Here is an 18,075-nt window from a genome sequence, read left to right on the forward strand (position 1 = left end):
CCCTCTTTTTCCTTTGCTTCTCTGAAGTCTGCTGTCGCGACAACCTGGGCGCCATGCCCACCCACGTGCCCGTTTTCGTGCTCACCACCTGGCTGCTGGCCATGCTGCCGGGAGCCGGACAAGCGCTGATCATCCGACAGTCCCTGACCGGTGGCCCCGCTCGTGCGCGAGCCACCATCGCGGGCTCCGCCACCGGGCTGCTGGTGTGGTCCACCGCCGCGGCGGCCGGGTTGTCGGCGGTCCTGCTCGCCGCCCCCGGCGCGTACCAGGCGGTGCGCGTCGGGGGCGGGATCGTGCTGGTCGTGCTGGGTATCAACACACTCCGGGCCGCTCGCAGGCCCGTCGACGCGCCCGTGGACGAGGGTGGCTGGACGGCTTATTTCGCCGGGCTGGCAACGACCCTCGGCAATCCGAAGGCCGGGGTGTTCGCCGTGTCGGTGCTGCCGCAGTTCGTCACCACCGATGGCCCCGTCCTGATGTCGAGCATCGCCCTGGGCGTGGTGTGGGCGCTGGTCAACACGTGTTGGTACCTGCTGTTCACCTGGGCGCTCGGGCGCGGCAGAGCGCTGGTGTCCAGGCCGGTCGTGCGCCGGGGGTTGAGCATCGCGACCGGTGTCGTGCTGGTGACCCTCGGCGTGGCCGTGGTGAGCGGGGTCTGATCAGGCGGCGCCGAACCACGTGGGCAGCTGCTCGAGGAGATCCTGCTGGTCCTCACCGACCCACGCGACGTGCCCGTCCGGCCGCAACAGCACGGCGGGCACGTCCAGTTCCTCGCTGACGTCGACCACGTGATCGACCCGATCCGCCCAGCCCGCCACGGAAAGCCGCCCGGTCTGGTCGAGCAGCAGCCCGCGGCCGCCGTGCGTCAGCTCGTAGAGCCGCCCCTGCTTCAGCTCCAGGTCACGCAGCCGCCGTCCGAGCAGCTGGTGCCCCTCGCCGAAGTCGTAGCGAATCCCGATCCCGACGAGCTTCTCGGTGAGATACCGGGTCACCTCCTCGAAGTCCATCAGTTCCGACACCAGCCGGCGCATGGCCTGGGAGTCCGGATCGGTGGACATCAGCGCGCCCTGTGCGCGGGTGTTGTCCAGCACGTCGGCGGCCACCGGGTGCCGTTCGGCGTGGTAGCTGTCCAGCAGCCCGTCCGGCGCCCAGCCGTTGACCTCGGCGGCCAGCTTCCAGCCCAGGTTGAACGCGTCCTGGATGCCGAGGTTGAGGCCCTGCCCGCCCAGCGGTGGGTGGACGTGGGCGGCGTCGCCCGCCAGCAGCACCCTGCCGACCCGGTAGCGCTCGGCCAGCCGCGTGGCGTCACCGAAGCGCGAGAGCCAGCGTGGTGAGTGCACGCCGAAGTCGGTGCCCGCGTACACGTGCAGCTGGCGCTTGAAGTCCTCCAAGGTCGGCTGGACGGAACGGTCCTCGGTCACCCCTTCGGCGGGCACGACGACGCGGTACACCCCCGGACCGGAGGGCCCGAGGCCGAACCACTTGTGGGTCTTGCGGACCTCGGTCACCACGGCGGTGATCGTCTCCGGCTCGGCGGTCACCTCCATCTCGCCCAGCAGTGCCTCCCTCTTGGCGGACTCGCCGGGAAATCCAACGCCGAGCAACTTGCGCACGGTGCTGCGGCCGCCATCGCAGCCGACGAGGTAGCGCGAGCGCAGCCGCGTGCCGTCGGCGAGTTCGACGGTCACCCCGTCCTCGTCCTGGCTCAGCCCGACCACCTCGCAGCCGCGGCGGACTTCGGCGCCGAGTTCGGCGGCGCGCTCGCCGAGCAGGCGATCGGTGGTCGGCTGCGGAATGGCGAGGGTGTAGGCGTGCGCGGAGTCCAGCCTGCCCGGCCAGGGCTTGTAGATGGCGGCGAAGAAACCACCCGTCTGGTGTTGCTGCCCGTGCGCGAGAAAGCGATCCAGCAAACCCCGCTGGGCCATCACCTCGATACTGCGCGCGTGCAGGCCGAGCGCCCGAACGTGCTTGTGCGGCTCCGGTGACTTCTCCAGTACGAGCACGTGCACGCCGTGCAGCCGCAGCTCTCCGGCCAGCATCATTCCGGTAGGGCCGCCACCAGCAACGATCACGTCGAACATGAACCGTCCATTCACCGAGGATGTGCTTCGGCCGGTGAGTGTGCGGGAGGACCGGGGTCTTGCCGCAAGACCCCCTGTGCGCTATATGTTGACAATGGCAGGGAAGCGATGAGCTCCCTGTCTTTCTTTTTTCGCCGCCGTTTTCGGGGCGGGACCCCTCCCGGTAGGCCGCTCTTACCGTGCGCGCATGCGTTGGTTGGCTGTTTCGACGGTGGTGCTGGTTCTCGCCGGGTGCTCGGTGCCGGGCGAGCCGGTGGACGTTCCGGCCCCGCCCGCGGTCCGGGCGCTGGTGGTCTGGTCGGACACCATGTGCGACAAGGTGAAGTCAGTCGACGGGCTGCGCAAGCAGATCGATCCGGTCGACGAGCACTTGCGCGCGATGCACTACCTCGACCGGATCACCGACTCGGTGGACGACCTGGTTCGCGAGCTGAAGGACGTTCCGCCCACGCGGGTGGCCGCGGCGGACGGCTACATCGGCGGCCTGGTCAAGACGCTGGAGTCGCTCCGGCAGCGCCTGCCCGCGCCGAACGATCCGGCGGTGCGGAAGCTGCCCGCTGACCAGGTGCTGGCCAAGGCCCGGCAGGTCGCCGCGATGGTCGCCGAGGTCGCGCCGCAGGCCCCCGCGCTCGCGGGCGTCGCGGGGGCGAGCCCGGAGCTCGACACCTCCTACGACCTCGCCCCGAGGTGCACGCCGGTCGGTCCTGAGCCGTCCACCAGGGCTTTCGTGATGTGGACCGACAGCATGTGCGGGAACGCCAAGGCGGTGGAGAACTTGCCGTCCGCGATGCCGGACGTGTCGCCGGGGGAGCTGTTCGGGGGTATCGAGCTGTCGACGTTCATCAGCTCGGGTCGCTCCCGCCTGGGTTCCATCGCCGAGCAGGCCGCCGGGCTCAAGCCGACCGGGGTGAAGGCCGCCGACGAGTACCGCGAGCGGATGCTGACGGCGCTCAAGACCGCGTCCGCGAAGATGCCCGAGCACAAGAACTCGCTCGACGCCTTCAACACCCCGGCCGAGGTGCTGAAGCCGCAGGCCGGGCAGGTCGTCGAGGTTTTCGGCACGGTGCGGCCCGTTGCGGCGGGTCTGGACGCCGCGGTGAAGACCGACGCGGGGCTCAACGCCGCCTACGACCTCGCCCCGCGCTGCACTCCGATCGGTGCCCCCGCGCCACCTCCGCTGCCGACCGCTCGCAACGGGACCGATCTGACGTCGTGCGCGAGCGGCACGTGTCAGGTCCAGGTGTCCGGTCGCGCGGAGATCTCCACGGACGAACGGGTGTTCGTGGTGACTGTGGACAGCGGGGGAGTGTCCGTCTCCAGCGGTACCGGGGTGACGCAGATGCAAAGCGTTGGCGGTGCCGCCTCGTTCGGCCGCGCGGGCGGGAAAACCGTCCGGTTCCGCGTACTGGGCCTGACCTCGACGGCGGCAGTCCTGGACGTCACCACAAACTGATTTCGTTCCGTTTGTGCCAACGTAACGCAAACCAAACTGAAGCAGGCCCTGTTGAAGGCTGACCGCCGATAATGTTCCCTTATCGGTGGTCAGGACCTGCGGTGATCCGACCCGTTTCTTTCGTGTTCTGTTACGTATGGTGACGCAACGAAACACGGTATTCCTGCTAGGTTGAGCCGGTGACGAACGCGGAGCCGACTCAGCGCCCCGCCGGGGAGTGCAACTACCCCGGCTGCACCCGCCCGGCCTTCCGGGGAGGCGGGCCCGGTCGTCCCTCGGAGTACTGCGACCTGCCGGAACACACCCGCTGGCGGGCCTGGAAAGAGCGTCAGCGCCTGCAACAGGAGGGAGCTGACACCCCGGCGACATCCGTCACGGTGACGAAAAACCAGGGCCCGGTAACCGCCGCGAAGGCCCGCGCCGACGAACTCCTGGTCGAGTTCCGGACGCTGGCCAAGCGCCTCGGTGAGACGCTGAACTCGGCGGTCTCGGAGCTGTCCACGCTGGCCGATCCGAGCGCCGCCGAGGCCCAGGTGCAGGCCGCGCAGGCCGAGGCCGCCCGCCGCATCGCCGAAGCGGAAGCCGCCACCGTCTCCGCGCAGCAGCGCGCCCGCCAGGCCGAGAAGGACAAGCTCCTCGCCGACGAGGCCGCCGAAGACGCCGGCGCCGAGGCGGAGCGATTCGAACGCGAAGCCACCGAGGCGCTGGCCGCACGCGATCACGCGGTCACCGAACTGGAGCGCGTGCGCAGGAAAGCCGAAGAAGACGTCACCGCCGCGCGCAACGAGGCCGAAGTCGCCATCGAAGGCGTTCGCCGTGAAGCCGCCGCGACCGTCGAGCAAGCTCGCGCCGACGCCGTCAACCAGGCCGAACAGGCCCGCAGGCTGGCCTCGAAGGAGGTCGAGCAGATCCGCGCCGTCGCCACGGAGCAGATCAAGGAAGCTCGCGCCGAACAGGAGGAAACCCGTCAGCGCGCCGAACGCGCCGAGCGCACGGCGGAACGCTCCGAGCAGTCCGCGACCGACGCTCGCGCCGAGCTGGAGCGGGCCAGGGCGGAACTCCAGCAGCAGCGCGAGGAGCTCGCCGAGGCCCGCCGCCAGGCCGCCGCCGACGTCGCCGCCGAACGAGTACGGGCGACGGCCGCGATCGAGGACGCGCGCAAGGCCGCGACCGAGCGGATCACCGCGCTGGACGAGGCCCGCGCCCAGACCCTGGCCCGCGCCGAGCGCGCCGAACAACAGCTCGACGAACTGATGGCCGAGGTCCGGCGGCTCCGCGCGAGCGATCGCAAATGAGTCTGTAAGCCACGCTGTGGCGACACTGACCACGGAGTCGAGACATACGAAGCAGGCTGGCTGGCTACGTGAATGTGCCATCTGGCACGAGGGCACGCCCGTTCCAGAGCCACCTTGGAATTCCGACGTAACACGGGGGAAGCGAGCCACGTGGGGGTTGCCATTGTGATCGGCCCACGATGACCTCAATGACGAGGTCGGACAGGCTGATCGCTGGCACTTGGCCGGGAAAGATCTCGGTATCGCCCCAGCAGATTCGCCACTCACGCTCTGCGAGCCAGTCTGTCTGCCCAGGGTTATACGTGACCCGGCGGTCGCGGATGTGCGTCGGAAGGTACTCCGTCGCGGATAGTTCGACGTCGCTCATGTACCAGACCGGCCGAAATTCCCGATAGATTGCCATGTCGCGCCTGAGCACTACTGCCCACGGCGCATAAGGCCCGCGCCACGTGACCCCAGTGCTGAATAGTGTCTGTAGCCCGGCCGGTGAGACCTCGGAGGTGCACACCACCGGTCGAGCGGTGCCGAAAGTGGTGAACCCTTGGATGTAGCCCAAGGACAGGATGTTGGCCAGGCGATCTTCGGGTTCCGCAGGAACACCCATGGGTGGTGGATACTGCCCTCGCGGCCGCCCGGCGAAGTGCACCAAGTACGGTGGAAGATCCGGATGCTGGCCCACGCCGAACTGTTGAATCATGGCTGCCAGCTCCTTACCTCTCACATTGCCCCGAACGCAATTCACTCTTGAGGTGTAGATCGCGGCGCCCCGCTCGAAGGTTTCGGTGCCAGTTGTGCCGTTACCGAACCGCGAGCAGCAGGTCACCGCGAAGTAGCGGTGGCGTCAGGAAATCGCGCATGGCGGCCAGCCATTCCGCAGGGTGCTCGGCGCAGGGGACGTGGCCGGAGGTGATCATGGTGAACTGGTCTCAAAGCTGCGTCGAGGGCGTCCATAGTTGGGCCAATGCCCTCACCGGTGCCGTAGGCGAGCAGTGGGCCGGGGCCGCGGACGATGCGGCCAAGGTTTAGGTCAGCTCTTGACCTAGATGCCTGTGAAGGTGATGGCGTGACCGTTCTCGACACCCGCGCGCTCAACCGCGCCACGCTCGCCCGCCAGCTGCTGCTCGATCGCGCCGACATGCCGGTGATCGACGCGGTCGCGCACCTCGGTGGCCTGCAAGCACAAGAGCCGCAGGAGCCGTTCGTCGGCCTGTGGTCACGGCTGCGCGCGTTCGACCCCGCGGTGCTCTCGGACCTGCTGACCGGGCGGCAGGTGGTGCGCACGCACCTCATGCGCCGCACGGTCCACCTCGTCACCTCGGCGGACGTCTTGGCGTGGCGATCGCGCCACGACGCGATGTTGCAGCAAAAGGTGCTCGGGGTTTACCGCGACGAGCTCGCCGGAGTCGATCTCGACGAACTCGCGGCGGCAGGGCGCGCGGTGCTGGCCGATGGTCAGGCGCGGTCGATGAGCGAACTCGCGCGGGCCGTGGAGGAGCGTTGGCCGGAGCCGGGAAAGCGGGCGCTGGGCGAGATGTTGGTCGCCGGTCTGATCCCGATGGTGCAGATGCCGCCGCGCGGGTTGTGGCGGACGAAGGGAGGCGTGCAGAACGTCCCGGTCTCCTCGTGGCTGGGGCGCGAGGTCGATCCGTTGGCGCAGAACGGAACCGACCCGGTCGGCGAAGCGCTGGTCCGTCGCTACCTGGCCGCGTTCGGTCCTGCTGCGACGGCCGACCTGCGTGCGTGGAGCGGGCTCGCCGGACTGCCCGCCGCGGTGGCGGCGGTGCGCGAGGAGCTGGTGAGCTACCGCGACGAGCGGGGCCGGGAGCTGCTCGATCTTCCCGACGCGCCGCGCCCCGACGCTGACACGCCCGCGCCTGTTCGGTTCTTGCCGGCGTTCGACAACGCGATCCTCGGTTACCACGACCGCAGCCGGATCATCGACGACGAGCACCGCGGCCTGTCGGTCGCGGGCACGCGCGTCGTCCTGGTCAACGGCCGGGTGTCCGCCACCTGGACCGTCGAGGCCGACACGGTGATCGTGACGCCGCTGCGCCGCTTCTCGCGGGCTGACCGCACCGCTGTCGCCGAAGAAGGCGCGGAGATGGCATTGTTCTTGTCCGACAACGACAACGTGCAGTTCGTTGACTAGAGCGTGTCCTGTAAGCCCGCCCGCTCACCCCATCCCCGGCGGGTGCCGTCTAGAGAACCCCGTTTCGTACTCATAACGGGAAAAAGAGCGCTCCAAAATCCCGACAAGAGTACGAAACGGGAATTTGGGTTGCCCAGCTGATGTTGGGGGTCGCTTGTGGGATGTGGGCTAGAGGTGTCGGCGGAACCAGGCGGTGAGTCCGGCGTCCACTGCGCGGGCCTGCGGCAGTTGTGGGGCGGGTTCGATGCCGGGCTCGTCGGCTAGCGGGTGCGCGAGCCCTGGGATCGAGAGCAGTTCGGATCGTTCGCCCAAGGCGTCGGCGAGGCGGAGCGCGTCGGCGCGCAGCCCTGGGTGATCTTGTTCGCCGCTGACGACCAGCAGTGGCGCGTGCGCGGCGATGGCGTCGGCCTTGGGGAGGAAGTCCAGGCTGTCGACGGCTTCCTCGGACTCCGCGTCGTACGGGTAGTCACCCGGGAAGAGGTCGACGACGGACCGCATCCGGATGGCCGCGTTGACGACCGCGCCCGCGAAGATCGGCGCGTCGGTCTCGGCGAGGACGCGCAGCGCGACGGCTCCGCCCAGGGACCCGCCGAGCACGCCGATCGGGCCGTCATCGACGGGCAGCTGTTCGCGGATCGACGCCAGCGCGGCGGGGAACTCCTCGAACGCCTGCTTGACGAACGGGTACAGGTAGGCCATCAGCACGTCCTTGCGCACCAACTCCAGGCCCGCGTCCATGGTGCCGTTGACCATGCGCGCCCCGCACATCGGCATGCCCAGGTGCACCCGCCACGCGGGCACGTCGTGCATCGGCAGCGCGGCGGCGAACGCGGGGTCCGACCTCGGTGCGTCCAGCATGTGCCAGGTGAGGATCAGCGGCGCGGGCCCGCCGTCAGCCGGAGGCAGGGCGGTGAACGGCACGCCTGCGGCCGTGCCCGTGATCGGTGAGTCCATGCGCCCACGGTAGGACCACGGGCGCGCGCCGGGGATCGGTTATGCCACCAGCGGAACTACGCTCCGCCCGTGAACACGCACCGGTGGGTCGAGCGGAATCTCGCTCCCGGAGATCGCATCCGTGGCGTCGCGGCGTTGCGGGGCGGCTGGACCTCGCGCATGTGGCGGCTGGACATCGAGGGCCGGGGGAGTCCGTACTCGTTGGTGCTGCGGTCTTTCGTGAAGCCCTTCTACGTGCGGCACGCGCTCGGGCTGCTCACGCGCGAAGCCGACATCCTGCGGCTCCTCGCGGACACGGGCGTGCCGGCCGCGCGGCTGCACGGTGTCGACGCGTCGGCTGAGCACTGCGATCACCCGTCCCTGCTGATGTCGTTGCTGCCGGGGAGCATCCGGTTGGACGAGGACGACGTCGACCGCAAGATCACACTCCTCGCCCGTCAGCTCGTCGCCATCCACCGGCTACACGTGCCTGAGGCGGCGCGGCCGCGCGTCTACCAGGCGTGGACGGGGCCGGATCGGGTGCGGGTTCCCGAGAACACGACGCGGCCGGAACTGTGGCGGCGCGCGGTGGAGGTCATCCGAGGCGACCCTCCCGCCTATCGGCCGTGCTTCCTGCACCGCGACTTCCATCCCGGCAACGTGCTCTTCACCGGGCACGGCGCCGACCTGGCGATCACCGGCGTCGTGGACTGGGTGGAGACGTCCTGGGGACCGGCGGACCTGGATGTGGCGCACTGCTCCACCGCGGTCGCACTGCTGCACGGTGTGCCCGCCGGGATGCGGGTCGCCGAGCAGTACCTCGCGGCGGGCGGGACGCTCGGCGATGATCACCTGTACTGGCGTGTGCTGGACGCGCTGGCCTTCGCACCGGACGCGGAGAAGGTGGCCGTGCCCTGGCGGGAGGTCGGCCGGACCGATCTGACGCCGTCCGTTCTCACCCGGCGGCTCGAGGACTACCTCGAAGCGCTCTTCTCGATCCGGTACTGCTCCACCAGCCCCTCGTAGCACGAGGGATCACCCTCGCTGAGCTCAACCGGGCCGAACACGCGCACCCGGTCGGCGATCTCCTCGGCTTTGCGCTGGTCGGCGCAGATGCCGAGCACCACGTCACCGTCGTAGGCGGCCAGGCTCCACGGCACCTCGCACGGGCCGTCGTGCTCCTCGACCGGGCACAGCAGGCGAGCGATGGCCTCGGTGCCGCCGGTGTAGCCGGAGATCCGGATTTCGTGGATCTTCATGCGCGGAGTCCGTCGATCATGAAGCCAAGGTAGCGCTCGACGTCCTGCGGGGTGAGCGGGGTGGGCAGGTCGGGGATCGGCCGCAACAGCAGCGCGAGCATCATCGTCAGGTCCTCGACCGTGATGTCCGCGCGGAGCGCGCCGTCGTGCTGGGCCCCTCGCACGAGGCGGTCGAGGATCTTGAGCAGGCTCGCGCGCATGCGCTGGTTGTCCTCGTCGACGCGCAGGCGGGCCCACGTCTCGGCGAACCAGATCGACATCCAGGACGCGAGCCGCAGGTCGGCGGCGGCTTCCCGGAGGAACCGGGTCAGCCCGCGCCACGCGTCGGGCTCCTCGTCCTCCGCGGTGCGGGCGCGCTCGACGACGCGGGCGAAGCTGTCCAGCGCCACGCCCCTGATCAGCTCTTCCCGGTCGGGGAAGCGGCGGTAGAGCGTGCCGGAGCCGACCCCGGCCGCACGGGCGACGTCGTCCATCCGCACGGCGGCGCCGCGCTCGGCGATGAGGGCGCGGGCGGCGTCGATGATCTGCTCGCGCTTGCGGCGGGCGTCCGCCCGGAGTTCACGACCGGTCATGCCGACACTCTATCTGGACACAGCGTCTCCGGTTACCTACCTTAAGTGGCGAGGATATCCCCACTTAAGGAGGCGACGTGCTCGATCGCATCGGCAACCCCGACCCCGCGGACCTGACCGCGGTCCACCGCGCGTGGCGGCGGTCGGTTCCCTACGAGAACATCGACATCCAGCTGGGCCGCACGATCGACCTGGCGCCGGAGGTCCTGCGGGACAAGTTCGGCCGCCGTCGCCGCGGTGGCACGTGCTTCGAGGCCAACGGCGCGCTCGGGCTGCTGCTGGCCGACATCGGCTTCACCGTGACCGTGCACGAGGCGGCCGTGAAAGGCAGGTGGGGCAACCACATCGCCCTGCTGGTGACGACCGGCGACGGGGTGTGGCTGGCGGACGCGGGGATCGCGGACGGCTTCGTCGAGCCCCTGCCGCTGCGCGCCGGTGAGCACCGGCAGGGTGAGCTGACCTACCGGCTCGAACGGCTGGACGCCGACACCTGGCGCTGGCACCACCACGAGCGCGGCTTGATCGACTTCTACGACTTCCGCCTCGCGCCGCGGCCGCTGACCGACTTCGCCGAGCGGGCCCGGGTACGCCCGGCGGACTCCCCGTTCGAGCGGTTGCTCCTCGCCTACCACGGTGAATGGGGCCTGCGCGCGCGAACGCTGATCCGCACCGGCGAGGCCAGGACGCTGAGCACGATCGCGGAGTTCGCGTCAGTGCTCGCCGAGAAGTTCGCCGTGCCCTTGGACGATCTGGGCGTGGACGGGCTGAACCGGTTGTGGGCCAGGACGGGCGAGCAGCACGAGGCGTGGCTGGCTCAGAGCACCAGCGCCAGTGTGGCTCCGGCGCAGGCGACGGCGCGGACGGTGTTCCACAGCGTCCAGTTCCGCACGTAGTGCTTCCAGACCTGCTCGTCACGGGCGTCGGCGGCGTCGAGCGCGTTGTTCAGCGGCACGTTGACCAGCATCGTCAGCAGCAGGCTCGGCACGACGTGCAACACGGCCGCGGTGATCACCAACGGGGTCGGCGCGAGGATGGCCAGCGCGATGCCGCCCAGCGGCGCTCCGAAGAAGATCAGCATGAACGCGGGGTTGAGGATCGCGGCGTTGGCCGCGCGCATGGCCGCGATCCCCTGCGCCGCGGGCAGCCGCCGCAGTCCGGGCATGACGCTGGCGGAGAACGCGAAGTACACGCCCCCGAGCAGGCCGCCGGTCAGGACGACCAGGGTGTGCACGATGGTGACCAGGGTCGGCCCGGTGGTGATCACTACGGCCTCCGATGAGCCTCGGCCAGCTCCGCGGCGAAGTCCTCGAACCTCGTCGGAGTGGTGTTGACGGGTGTCCTGCCCCGCGGTGAGACGACCCTGCCCTCGTTCATCGCTCGCGTCATCGCCACGTGCTGGTTCGCGACATTCTGCGAGAAGCCCACCGCGGTGAGAGCACGCGTCATCGCCTCGTAATCGAACTGGATGTACGGCAGTTCCTCGTGGCCGAGGGCGGCGCCGAGGATGCTCGTCGCCTCGCGGTAGCTGAGGTCGCGGCTGCCGAGCAGTTCCCGCACGACGGTCCCGGTCCAGTCCCGTGCGGCGAGGGCGGTGGCGGCGACCTCGGCGATGTCGCGCGCGGCGATCATCGGGATCGGCAGGTCGGGTGCGAGCGAGTCGGCGATGACCCCCTCGGCCTCGATCATGCCCAGCGCGGCGTGGAAGCTCTCGAAGAACAGGCCCGGCCGCAGCAGCAGGACGTTGGTCTCCGACAGGGCGCTCCACCGCTGTTCCTGGTCGTGCAGGCTGCGCAGGAAGCCGGTTCCGGTGGGCAGGTCCGCGCCGAGCGAGCTGAGCGCGACGACGTGGCTGACCCCGGCGACGCGGACGGCCTCGACGATCACCGAGCCGAGGGCGCCGACCTCGGCGTGGTAGTCCGCCCAGGTCACGTCGGTGGGCAGCAGGGTGTAGACGGCGGCGGAGCCGCGGAACGCCTCGGTGAGGAAGGTCTTGTCGGTGGCGTCCCCGGCGGCCGTCTCGGCACCGGAGGTCGCCAGTTCGGCGAGCTTGTCCTGGGAGCGGCCCAGTGCGCGGACGCGGTGCCCGGCGGCGAGCAGCCGCTTGGTGATCTCGGAGCCGGTGTTGCCGGTCGCGCCCATGACGGTGATCAGTTCGTTCTGCATGTCATCCACTCTGCGGGTGCGCTGGCGGATTCTCTATGGCTATAGATCGCTGATTCATGCTCGATCGTCCAGCTTGACTGGACGGTGCACACTGGAGCGGTGAAGGCCGACGTCGTGCCAGACCCGTTCGCCGAGGCGCTGCACTTCCTGCGGATGACCGGCACCTTCTACTGCCGCGGGGAGCTGACCGCGCCGTGGGGCATGACGTTGCCCGCGGTCCCGGACTGCCTGTGGTTCCACGTCGTGATCTCGGGCCGGTGCGTGCTGGAGGTCGAGGGAGCCGAGCCGCGCACGCTGCTGCCGGGCGATCTCGCGCTCGTGCCGCACGGGGAGGGCCACCGCCTGCTGGCCGAGCCCGGTGCCCCGGCGCCCGCGGTCGAGGGGCTGCCCCACGACTACGTCAGCGACCGGTACGCGGTGTTGCGGCACGGCGGGGGCGGGGCCGAGACGATCAAGGTGTGCGGGGCGGTCCGGTTCGACAACCCGACCGCGCGGCACCTGGTGGACCTGCTCCCGAAGATCATCCACGTCGAGCCCGCGGGCTCACCGCAGGCGGAGTGGACGCAGAGCACGCTCCGGCTGATCGCCGCGGAGGCGGGCGCGCTGCGCCCCGGTGGCGAGGCGGTGATCACCAGGCTCTCCGACATCCTGGTGATCCACGGCATCCGGTCCTGGCTGGAGCACGATCCCTCGGCGCGGTCCGGCTGGCTGGGGGCGTTGCGGGACAAGCAGATCGGCCGCGCGCTCGCGCTGGTGCACCGGCAGCCCGAGCGCGAGTGGACGGTGGGCTCGCTCGCCGCCGAGCTGGCGATGTCGCGCTCGGCGTTCGCGGCCCGGTTCACCGAACTGGTCGGGGAACCGGCGATGCAGTACGTGACGCGGTGGCGGATGCTCGTGGCGCTGGACGTCCTGCGCACCGAGGGGGCGCCGGTCGCGGCGTTGGCCGGGCGCCTGGGTTACCAGTCGGAGGCGGCGTTCAGCCGGGCGTTCAAGCGCGTGGTCGGTGTGTCGCCGGGCTCGGTGAAGCGGCTCAGTCCCGTCCCTGCCATGTGGTGACGCAGGCTTCGTTGCCCTCGGGGTCGGCGAGCACCCAGAACGCCGGGGCGGCTTCGTCGTCGATCAGCGTTCCGCCCGCTTCGAGCGCTGCCGCGATCCGCGCCTTGGCCTCGTCGTGCGGCACGGCGACGTCGAAGTGGATGCGGTTGCGCTGCGGGCGGGGTTCGGTCATGCGTTGGAACCACACCGAGGGGCCTTGGCCGAGCGGGTCGACCACGCCGTCTTCGGGGCCCGCGCCCGGTTCGTCGGTGTAGGCCAGGATCGCGCGCCAGAACGAGCGCACGCGGGCGATGTCCATGGCGTCGATGGCGATCTCCACGACCTGCTCCGAGCGGCCCGCGCTGCCCAGTTCGACGAGGTCGGCGATGCGCTTGGCCTGGTCGACGTCGTCGGCGCTGACCCAGCCGTCGGACTGGATGGTCAGCGCCACGCGGTCACGGCGCAGGTCCAGCGCGAGGCTGTCGCCGGTGGGAGCCAGGCGCGCGGCGACCTCGGCCGCTTCGGTCAAGGAGGTCACCGCCACCGAGGCGCGCAGCGAACCGAGGACGAACCGCCACCGCGTGTCGGCGAGCGCGGCGGAGATTTCGGTTCTGCGCAACCGGATCTGCGTCATCGCGCCAGGCTACGCTGCCTGATCGCGGTGGACCGGGCGCGCGCGTCCGGAGTCGATTTCACGACGATGGCCGAGGTGGATGACCGCCTCGCGCTCTACGCGCCCCCCATCCATCCTGTGTTGAGGTCGCCAAAGACCCCGTTTCGTACTCTTGTCGGGATTTTGGAGCGCTCTTTTTCCCGTTATGAGTACGAAACGGGGTTCTCTAGGTTGAGGCCGCCTCACGTTGGGTCTGGGGGCGGGTGGAGGGCATGGGGTCAGTTTACTTGGTGGGCGGAGTGCGTGGGGCGGCTTAGGGTTCTGGGGTGACTGAGCCGGACTTCCTGCGCGACACGCGTGCCTCCTACAACGCCATGGCCATCGACTACGCCGAGCACTTCAAGGCCGGGATCGACGACAAGCCCGTGGACCGCGCGGTGCTTTCGCTGTTCGCCGAACTGGTGCGCGCCAACGGGAACACCGACGCCGTGGACATCGGTTCCGGGCCAGGGCATGTCACCGAGTACCTGAAGTCCTTGGGGCTCAACATCTACGGCGTCGACCTGTCCTCGGAGATGGTCGCGCTGGCGCGGCGCACGCGGCCGGGCGTCCGATTCGAGGAGGGCTCGATGACCGCCCTGGACCTGCCGGAGGGCGGCCTGGGCGGGATCTGCGCCTGGTACTCCACCATCCACGTTCCGCTGGAGCGGCTGTCCGGGGTGTTCGCCGACTTCCGGCGCGCGCTGGCGCCCGGCGGGCATCTCGTGCTGGGCTTCCAGTCCGGCGACGAGCTCAAGCACTACGACGAGGGCTTCGGCCACAAGCTGTCGCTGGACTTCTACCGCAGGAGCCCCGAACTCGTGGCCGGTCTGCTGAACGAGGCGGGCTTCGAGGTGTACGCGCGGGCGGAGCGCGAACCGGACCCGGAGGAGAAGACGCGGCAGGCGTACCTGATCGCCCGCGTGCTCGCCTAGGGCAGGAAGTCCAGGAGGGCGGCGGTGAGCTCGGCGGGGGCGTCCTCCTGGACCAGGTGCCCGGCGCCCGCGATGGGTTCGAGGCAGGCCCCGGGGATCAGCCCGGCCAGCTCGTGGCCCTTCTCGATCGGGATCCAGGAGTCCTGTTCACCCCAGCAGATGAGCACCGGGAGGTCGATCTCCGGGTAGCGGACCTGCACCTCGTCGGTGAAACGCTGGTCGGACTGGGCGATCTGGCGGTAGAAGGCGCTCTGGCCGGGCTCGCCGAGCCACGGCTGGACGAGCTGGTCGAGGACGTCGGGGTGCAGGCCCTTGGCACTGGCCGACCCGACGTACTCGCGCACCAGGGCGCGGTGCAGCGCGGGCGGCAGCTGCTCGAAGACCGGCGCGTGCTCGCCGACGAGCCGGAAGAACGGCGATCCCCACGGTGCCAGCGCGACCGGGTCGACCAGGGCGAGCGCGCGGTAGCGGGCGCCGTGCAGCAGGTGCGCGCGCAGGGACACCGCTCCGCCGAAGTCGTGCGCGACGACCAGCGGCTCGTCCAGACCCCAGTGGTCGAGCAGGTCGGCGAACACGCGGCCCTGCGCGGCGAGGGAGACGTCCTGGCCGTCGAACATCGCCGAGCTGCCGTAGCCCGGCATGTCCCACAGGTATACCTCGTAGTGCCGCGCCAGCACGCGAGCGACCGCGCGCCACACATAGGAGGAGAAGGGGGTGCCGTGGCAGAGCACAACAGGTGGCCTGCCCGGTTCCCCGAGCCGTCGCCACCGAACGTCGCCGTGGGAGTGCGTCATGGCGCCCAAGCTAACCCCAGTCGGGTTCCTTGGCTCCGGAAGCGATGGCGCAGACGATTTTGAAGCACTTCATCGCTTCGGTCATGTCCGTAGCGTCGAAGCCGACGCGCAGCACGTCCACCTGCTCGACGGTGGGGATCACCGCGGCGGCCATCGCCAGGTGCGCGGCGTCGAACTCCACCTCGATGCGGTGCGGCGCGGGGGCGGGCGCGACACGCCCGGCCAGCGCCATGGACTTCTCGGCGCCGGTGCGGATCAGCTCCCACGCCTTCACCGGGGGCAGGCAGATCGCGGCGTAGCGGCTGACGCACTCCTTGACCGCTACGCGCTCGGCGTCGGGGATGTAGGACTCGGCGTCCACGCAGCAGCGGTCGTCGCCGGTGATCATCAGCACCGGGACGCCGTGCTCGGCGGCCAGTGCGGCGTTGAGCCTGCCCTCGCTGGCGAGCACGCCGTCGAGGTAGACCCCGGTCACCGTGTTCTCCAGGTAGGTGTGCGCCAGGACGCCGTTCTGCCCGGCCGCCGCGTGGTAGCCGATGAAGACCACGCCGTCCACGCCGGAGTCCACGCCCTGCATCATCGACAGCGGCTTGTGCTTTCCGGTGAGCATCCGCGCCCTGGCGTCGAGCTCCTCGATCAGCAGGTTGCGTTGCGAGCTGTGCGCCTCGTTCACGATCACCTCGGTGGCGCCGCCCGCGTAGAGTCCCTCGACGCAGGCGTTGACGTCACCGGTGAACACCGGGCGGAAGCGCTGCCAGCCGGGGCTGCCTGGGAGTACGTCACCGCCGTAGGTGACCCCGGTGACGCCCTCCATGTCCGCTGAGATCAAGATCCGCACGGCGACCACGTTACGGCTTGGCCGCCGTTTTAGGTACTCGTTGACTTCCTGGTCGCGCGAGTGGTTATTTTCTCGCACCCAGCGAGAAGGGTGAGGTGAACAATGTCGGCAGGTCGCCGGTTGGCAGGTTTTCTCAGCGCCTTGGTGTGTGGCGCTTTACTGGCGGCTCCCGTAGCCGTTCCCGCGCACGCCCAGCAGGAACAACAGCCTGGGCCGGTGCTGCGGGTGGGACTGCTGCAGAACATCGACTCGCTGAACCCGTTCCTCGCGGTGTTCCAGTCCTCGACCGAGCTCGGCCGGTTGATGTACGACTTCCTCAACAGCAACGCCGCCAAGGACAACGCCCCGGCGCCGGGGCTGGCTGAGAAGTGGGAGTCCTCGCCGGACAAGCTGACCTGGACCTACACCATCCGGTCCGGCGCGAAGTGGAGCGACGGCACGTCGATCACGGCGAAGGACGTCGCGTTCACCTACAACCTGATGATGACCAACGACGCGGCCGCCACCGCCAACGGCAGCTTCGTCAGCACCTTCGAGTCGGTCACCGCGAAGGACGAGCGGACGCTGGTCATCAAGACCAAGACGCCGCAGGCGACCATGCTCTCCCTCGACGTGCCGATCGTGCCGGAGCACCTGTGGTCCAAGGTCTCCGACATCGGCAAGTTCGGCAACGACCAGATGCCGGTCGTGGGTTCCGGGCCGTTCGTCCTGACCGAGCACAAGCCGGACCAGTTCATCCGGCTCAAGGCCAACAAGGACTACTGGCGCGGCGCCCCGAAGATCGACGAGCTGCAGTTCATCTACTTCAAGAACAGCGACGCCGCGGTGCAGGCCCTGCGCAAGGGCGAGGTCGACCTGATCAACCGGCTGACCCCGACCCAGTACCAGGCGCTGGGCGGCGACGCCAACATCACGCTGAACAAGGCGCAGGGCCGCCGCTTCAGCGAGCTGCTGATCAACCCGGGCGCGGCCACCCGCGACAACGTGGCGATCGGCGACGGCAACGCCGCGCTCAAGGACGTGCGGGTGCGCAAGGCGATCAGCCAGGGCATCGACACCAAGGCTCTGGTCGACCGCGTGCTCAAGGGCTTCGGCGAGCAGGGCAAGGGCATCATCCCGCCGGTGTTCACCGACTTCCACTGGGAGCCGACCGCCGCCGAGGCGAACAAGTTCGACCCGGCCGCGGCGAACAAGGCGCTGGATGACCTCGGGTACCGCAAGGGCGCAGACGGCGTGCGGATCAGCACCGACGGCAAGCCGCTGAAGCTGCGCCTGTACGCCCGCAACGACCGCCCGAACGACGTCACCTCGGGTGAGTACATCAAGCAGTGGATGCTCGACATCGGCATCGCCGTGGACTACACGACCATCTCCGGCAACCAGATGAACGAGCAGACCAACACCGGCAACTACGACCTGGCGTTCTCCGGCTGGGGCACCAACCCCGACCCGGACTACATCCTGTCGCTGAACACCTGCTCGCAGCGCCCCGGCGCCGACGGCAAGGGCGGCACCACCGCCTCGTACATGTGCGACAGGACCTACGACGAGCTCTACGCCAAGCAGCTCGCCGAGTTCGACCGCGCCAAGCGGGCCGAGCTGGTCAAGCAGGCGCAGGCCCGCTACAACGAGGTCCGGCCGTCCCTGGTGCTCTACTACGAGAACGCGCTGGAGGCCTACCGCTCCGACAAGTTCTCCGGGTTCGCCAAGCAGCCCGAGGGCAACGGCGTGATCCGCGAGCAGAACGGCGTGTGGGGTTACTACGGCGCGGTGCCCGCGGGCGCCTCGGAGTCCGGCGGCTCCTCGAACACCGGGGTGCTGATCGGCGTCGTGATCGCCATCGTCGTCATCGGCGGCATCGCCATCGTCGTGCTCTCCAGGCGCCGCAAGGCGGCTTCGGACGACCGGGAGTAAGT

Annotated in this window: 18 protein-coding genes; 9 read left to right on the forward strand and 9 right to left on the reverse strand. The window is 69.6% G+C overall.

Annotation, left to right across the window (positions count from 1 at the left end):
• Positions 1 to 53 precede the first annotated feature (53 nt).
• On the forward strand, positions 54 to 659 hold the full coding sequence (locus NLX83_RS26965) for a LysE family translocator (protein WP_254237978.1): 606 nt from the start codon (positions 54 to 56) through the stop codon (positions 657 to 659).
• Here the strand turns inward: NLX83_RS26965 and rox are convergent, their stop codons facing one another.
• Entirely contained in the window at positions 660 to 2,081 is a 1,422-nt protein-coding gene (rox, locus tag NLX83_RS26970) for a rifampin monooxygenase (RefSeq protein WP_254237979.1), read from the reverse strand.
• A 187-nt stretch (positions 2,082 to 2,268) separates the two neighbouring features.
• Between rox and NLX83_RS26975 the strand changes: the two genes are divergently transcribed.
• The 3 genes from NLX83_RS26975 (at position 2,269) to NLX83_RS26985 (ending at position 6,978) form a co-directional block, all read left to right on the forward strand.
• Positions 2,269 to 3,534, forward strand: a complete 1,266-nt coding sequence (locus NLX83_RS26975) for a hypothetical protein (RefSeq protein WP_254237980.1) — start codon at positions 2,269 to 2,271, stop codon at positions 3,532 to 3,534.
• A 179-nt stretch (positions 3,535 to 3,713) separates the two neighbouring features.
• Positions 3,714 to 4,829, forward strand: coding sequence for a hypothetical protein (locus NLX83_RS26980; protein ID WP_254237981.1), 1,116 nt, complete (start codon positions 3,714 to 3,716; stop codon positions 4,827 to 4,829).
• 1,063 nt (positions 4,830 to 5,892) lie between these two features.
• Positions 5,893 to 6,978 (forward strand): winged helix DNA-binding domain-containing protein, encoded by a 1,086-nt coding sequence (locus NLX83_RS26985; protein ID WP_254237982.1) that lies wholly within the window; start codon positions 5,893 to 5,895, stop codon positions 6,976 to 6,978.
• Between the two features lie 168 nt (positions 6,979 to 7,146).
• Here NLX83_RS26985 and NLX83_RS26990 read toward each other — a convergent pair whose 3' ends face one another.
• Positions 7,147 to 7,932: an alpha/beta hydrolase family protein gene (locus tag NLX83_RS26990; RefSeq protein WP_254237983.1), complete on the reverse strand. Its 786-nt coding sequence runs from the start codon at positions 7,930 to 7,932 to the stop codon at positions 7,147 to 7,149.
• Positions 7,933 to 8,001: 69 nt separating this feature from the next.
• Between NLX83_RS26990 and NLX83_RS26995 the strand changes: the two genes are divergently transcribed.
• The gene (locus NLX83_RS26995; RefSeq protein WP_254237984.1) at positions 8,002 to 8,937 is read left to right on the forward strand and encodes a phosphotransferase family protein; all 936 of its coding nucleotides are present in this window, start codon (positions 8,002 to 8,004) and stop codon (positions 8,935 to 8,937) included.
• Here NLX83_RS26995 and NLX83_RS27000 read toward each other — a convergent pair.
• Both NLX83_RS27000 and NLX83_RS27005 read right to left on the reverse strand, forming a co-directional pair.
• The gene (locus NLX83_RS27000; protein ID WP_254237985.1) at positions 8,886 to 9,170 is read right to left on the reverse strand and encodes a hypothetical protein; all 285 of its coding nucleotides are present in this window, start codon (positions 9,168 to 9,170) and stop codon (positions 8,886 to 8,888) included. The two genes, NLX83_RS26995 and NLX83_RS27000, sit on opposite strands and share 52 nt — an antisense overlap.
• Positions 9,167 to 9,742, reverse strand: coding sequence for a TetR/AcrR family transcriptional regulator (locus NLX83_RS27005; RefSeq protein WP_254237986.1), 576 nt, complete (start codon positions 9,740 to 9,742; stop codon positions 9,167 to 9,169). The genes NLX83_RS27000 and NLX83_RS27005 overlap by 4 nt, the downstream gene beginning before the upstream one ends.
• A gap of 77 nt (positions 9,743 to 9,819) precedes the next feature.
• Here NLX83_RS27005 and NLX83_RS27010 point away from each other — a divergent pair, with 77 nt between their 5' ends.
• Positions 9,820 to 10,635: an arylamine N-acetyltransferase family protein gene (locus NLX83_RS27010; protein WP_254237987.1), complete on the forward strand. Its 816-nt coding sequence runs from the start codon at positions 9,820 to 9,822 to the stop codon at positions 10,633 to 10,635.
• Here the strand turns inward: NLX83_RS27010 and NLX83_RS27015 are convergent.
• Positions 10,557 to 11,006 (reverse strand): anthrone oxygenase family protein, encoded by a 450-nt coding sequence (locus tag NLX83_RS27015; RefSeq protein WP_254237988.1) that lies wholly within the window; start codon positions 11,004 to 11,006, stop codon positions 10,557 to 10,559. The two genes, NLX83_RS27010 and NLX83_RS27015, sit on opposite strands and share 79 nt — an antisense overlap.
• The gene (locus NLX83_RS27020) at positions 11,006 to 11,905 is read right to left on the reverse strand and encodes an NmrA family NAD(P)-binding protein (RefSeq protein ID WP_254237989.1); all 900 of its coding nucleotides are present in this window, start codon (positions 11,903 to 11,905) and stop codon (positions 11,006 to 11,008) included. Before NLX83_RS27020 ends, NLX83_RS27015 begins: the two co-directional genes overlap by 1 nt.
• Before the next feature lie 99 nt (positions 11,906 to 12,004).
• On the opposite strand from NLX83_RS27020, the gene NLX83_RS41995 reads away from it, so the two are divergent.
• Complete coding sequence (locus NLX83_RS41995; protein WP_254237990.1) at positions 12,005 to 12,961, forward strand: AraC family transcriptional regulator; 957 nt, start codon at positions 12,005 to 12,007, stop codon at positions 12,959 to 12,961.
• Here NLX83_RS41995 and NLX83_RS27030 read toward each other — a convergent pair.
• A complete protein-coding gene (locus tag NLX83_RS27030) occupies positions 12,936 to 13,574 on the reverse strand; it encodes a VOC family protein (RefSeq protein ID WP_254237991.1) in 639 nt (212 codons plus the stop codon). The two genes, NLX83_RS41995 and NLX83_RS27030, sit on opposite strands and share 26 nt — an antisense overlap.
• A 305-nt stretch (positions 13,575 to 13,879) precedes the next feature.
• On the opposite strand from NLX83_RS27030, the gene NLX83_RS27035 reads away from it, so the two are divergent.
• Positions 13,880 to 14,527, forward strand: a complete 648-nt coding sequence (locus tag NLX83_RS27035; RefSeq protein ID WP_254237992.1) for a class I SAM-dependent DNA methyltransferase — start codon at positions 13,880 to 13,882, stop codon at positions 14,525 to 14,527.
• Here NLX83_RS27035 and NLX83_RS27040 read toward each other — a convergent pair.
• Both NLX83_RS27040 and NLX83_RS27045 read right to left on the reverse strand, forming a co-directional pair.
• On the reverse strand, positions 14,524 to 15,321 hold the full coding sequence (locus NLX83_RS27040; RefSeq protein WP_254237993.1) for an alpha/beta fold hydrolase: 798 nt from the start codon (positions 15,319 to 15,321) through the stop codon (positions 14,524 to 14,526). The two genes, NLX83_RS27035 and NLX83_RS27040, sit on opposite strands and share 4 nt — an antisense overlap.
• 10 nt (positions 15,322 to 15,331) lie before the next feature.
• Positions 15,332 to 16,159, reverse strand: a complete 828-nt coding sequence (locus NLX83_RS27045; RefSeq protein WP_254237994.1) for a M55 family metallopeptidase — start codon at positions 16,157 to 16,159, stop codon at positions 15,332 to 15,334.
• 216 nt (positions 16,160 to 16,375) lie between these two features.
• On the opposite strand from NLX83_RS27045, the gene NLX83_RS27050 reads away from it, so the two are divergent.
• Positions 16,376 to 18,073, forward strand: coding sequence for an ABC transporter substrate-binding protein (locus tag NLX83_RS27050; protein WP_254237995.1), 1,698 nt, complete (start codon positions 16,376 to 16,378; stop codon positions 18,071 to 18,073).
• Positions 18,074 to 18,075: the final 2 nt, after the last annotated feature.

This window comes from Allokutzneria sp. A3M-2-11 16 (assembly GCF_024213555.1).
GTDB lineage: Bacteria > Actinomycetota > Actinomycetes > Mycobacteriales > Pseudonocardiaceae > Allokutzneria.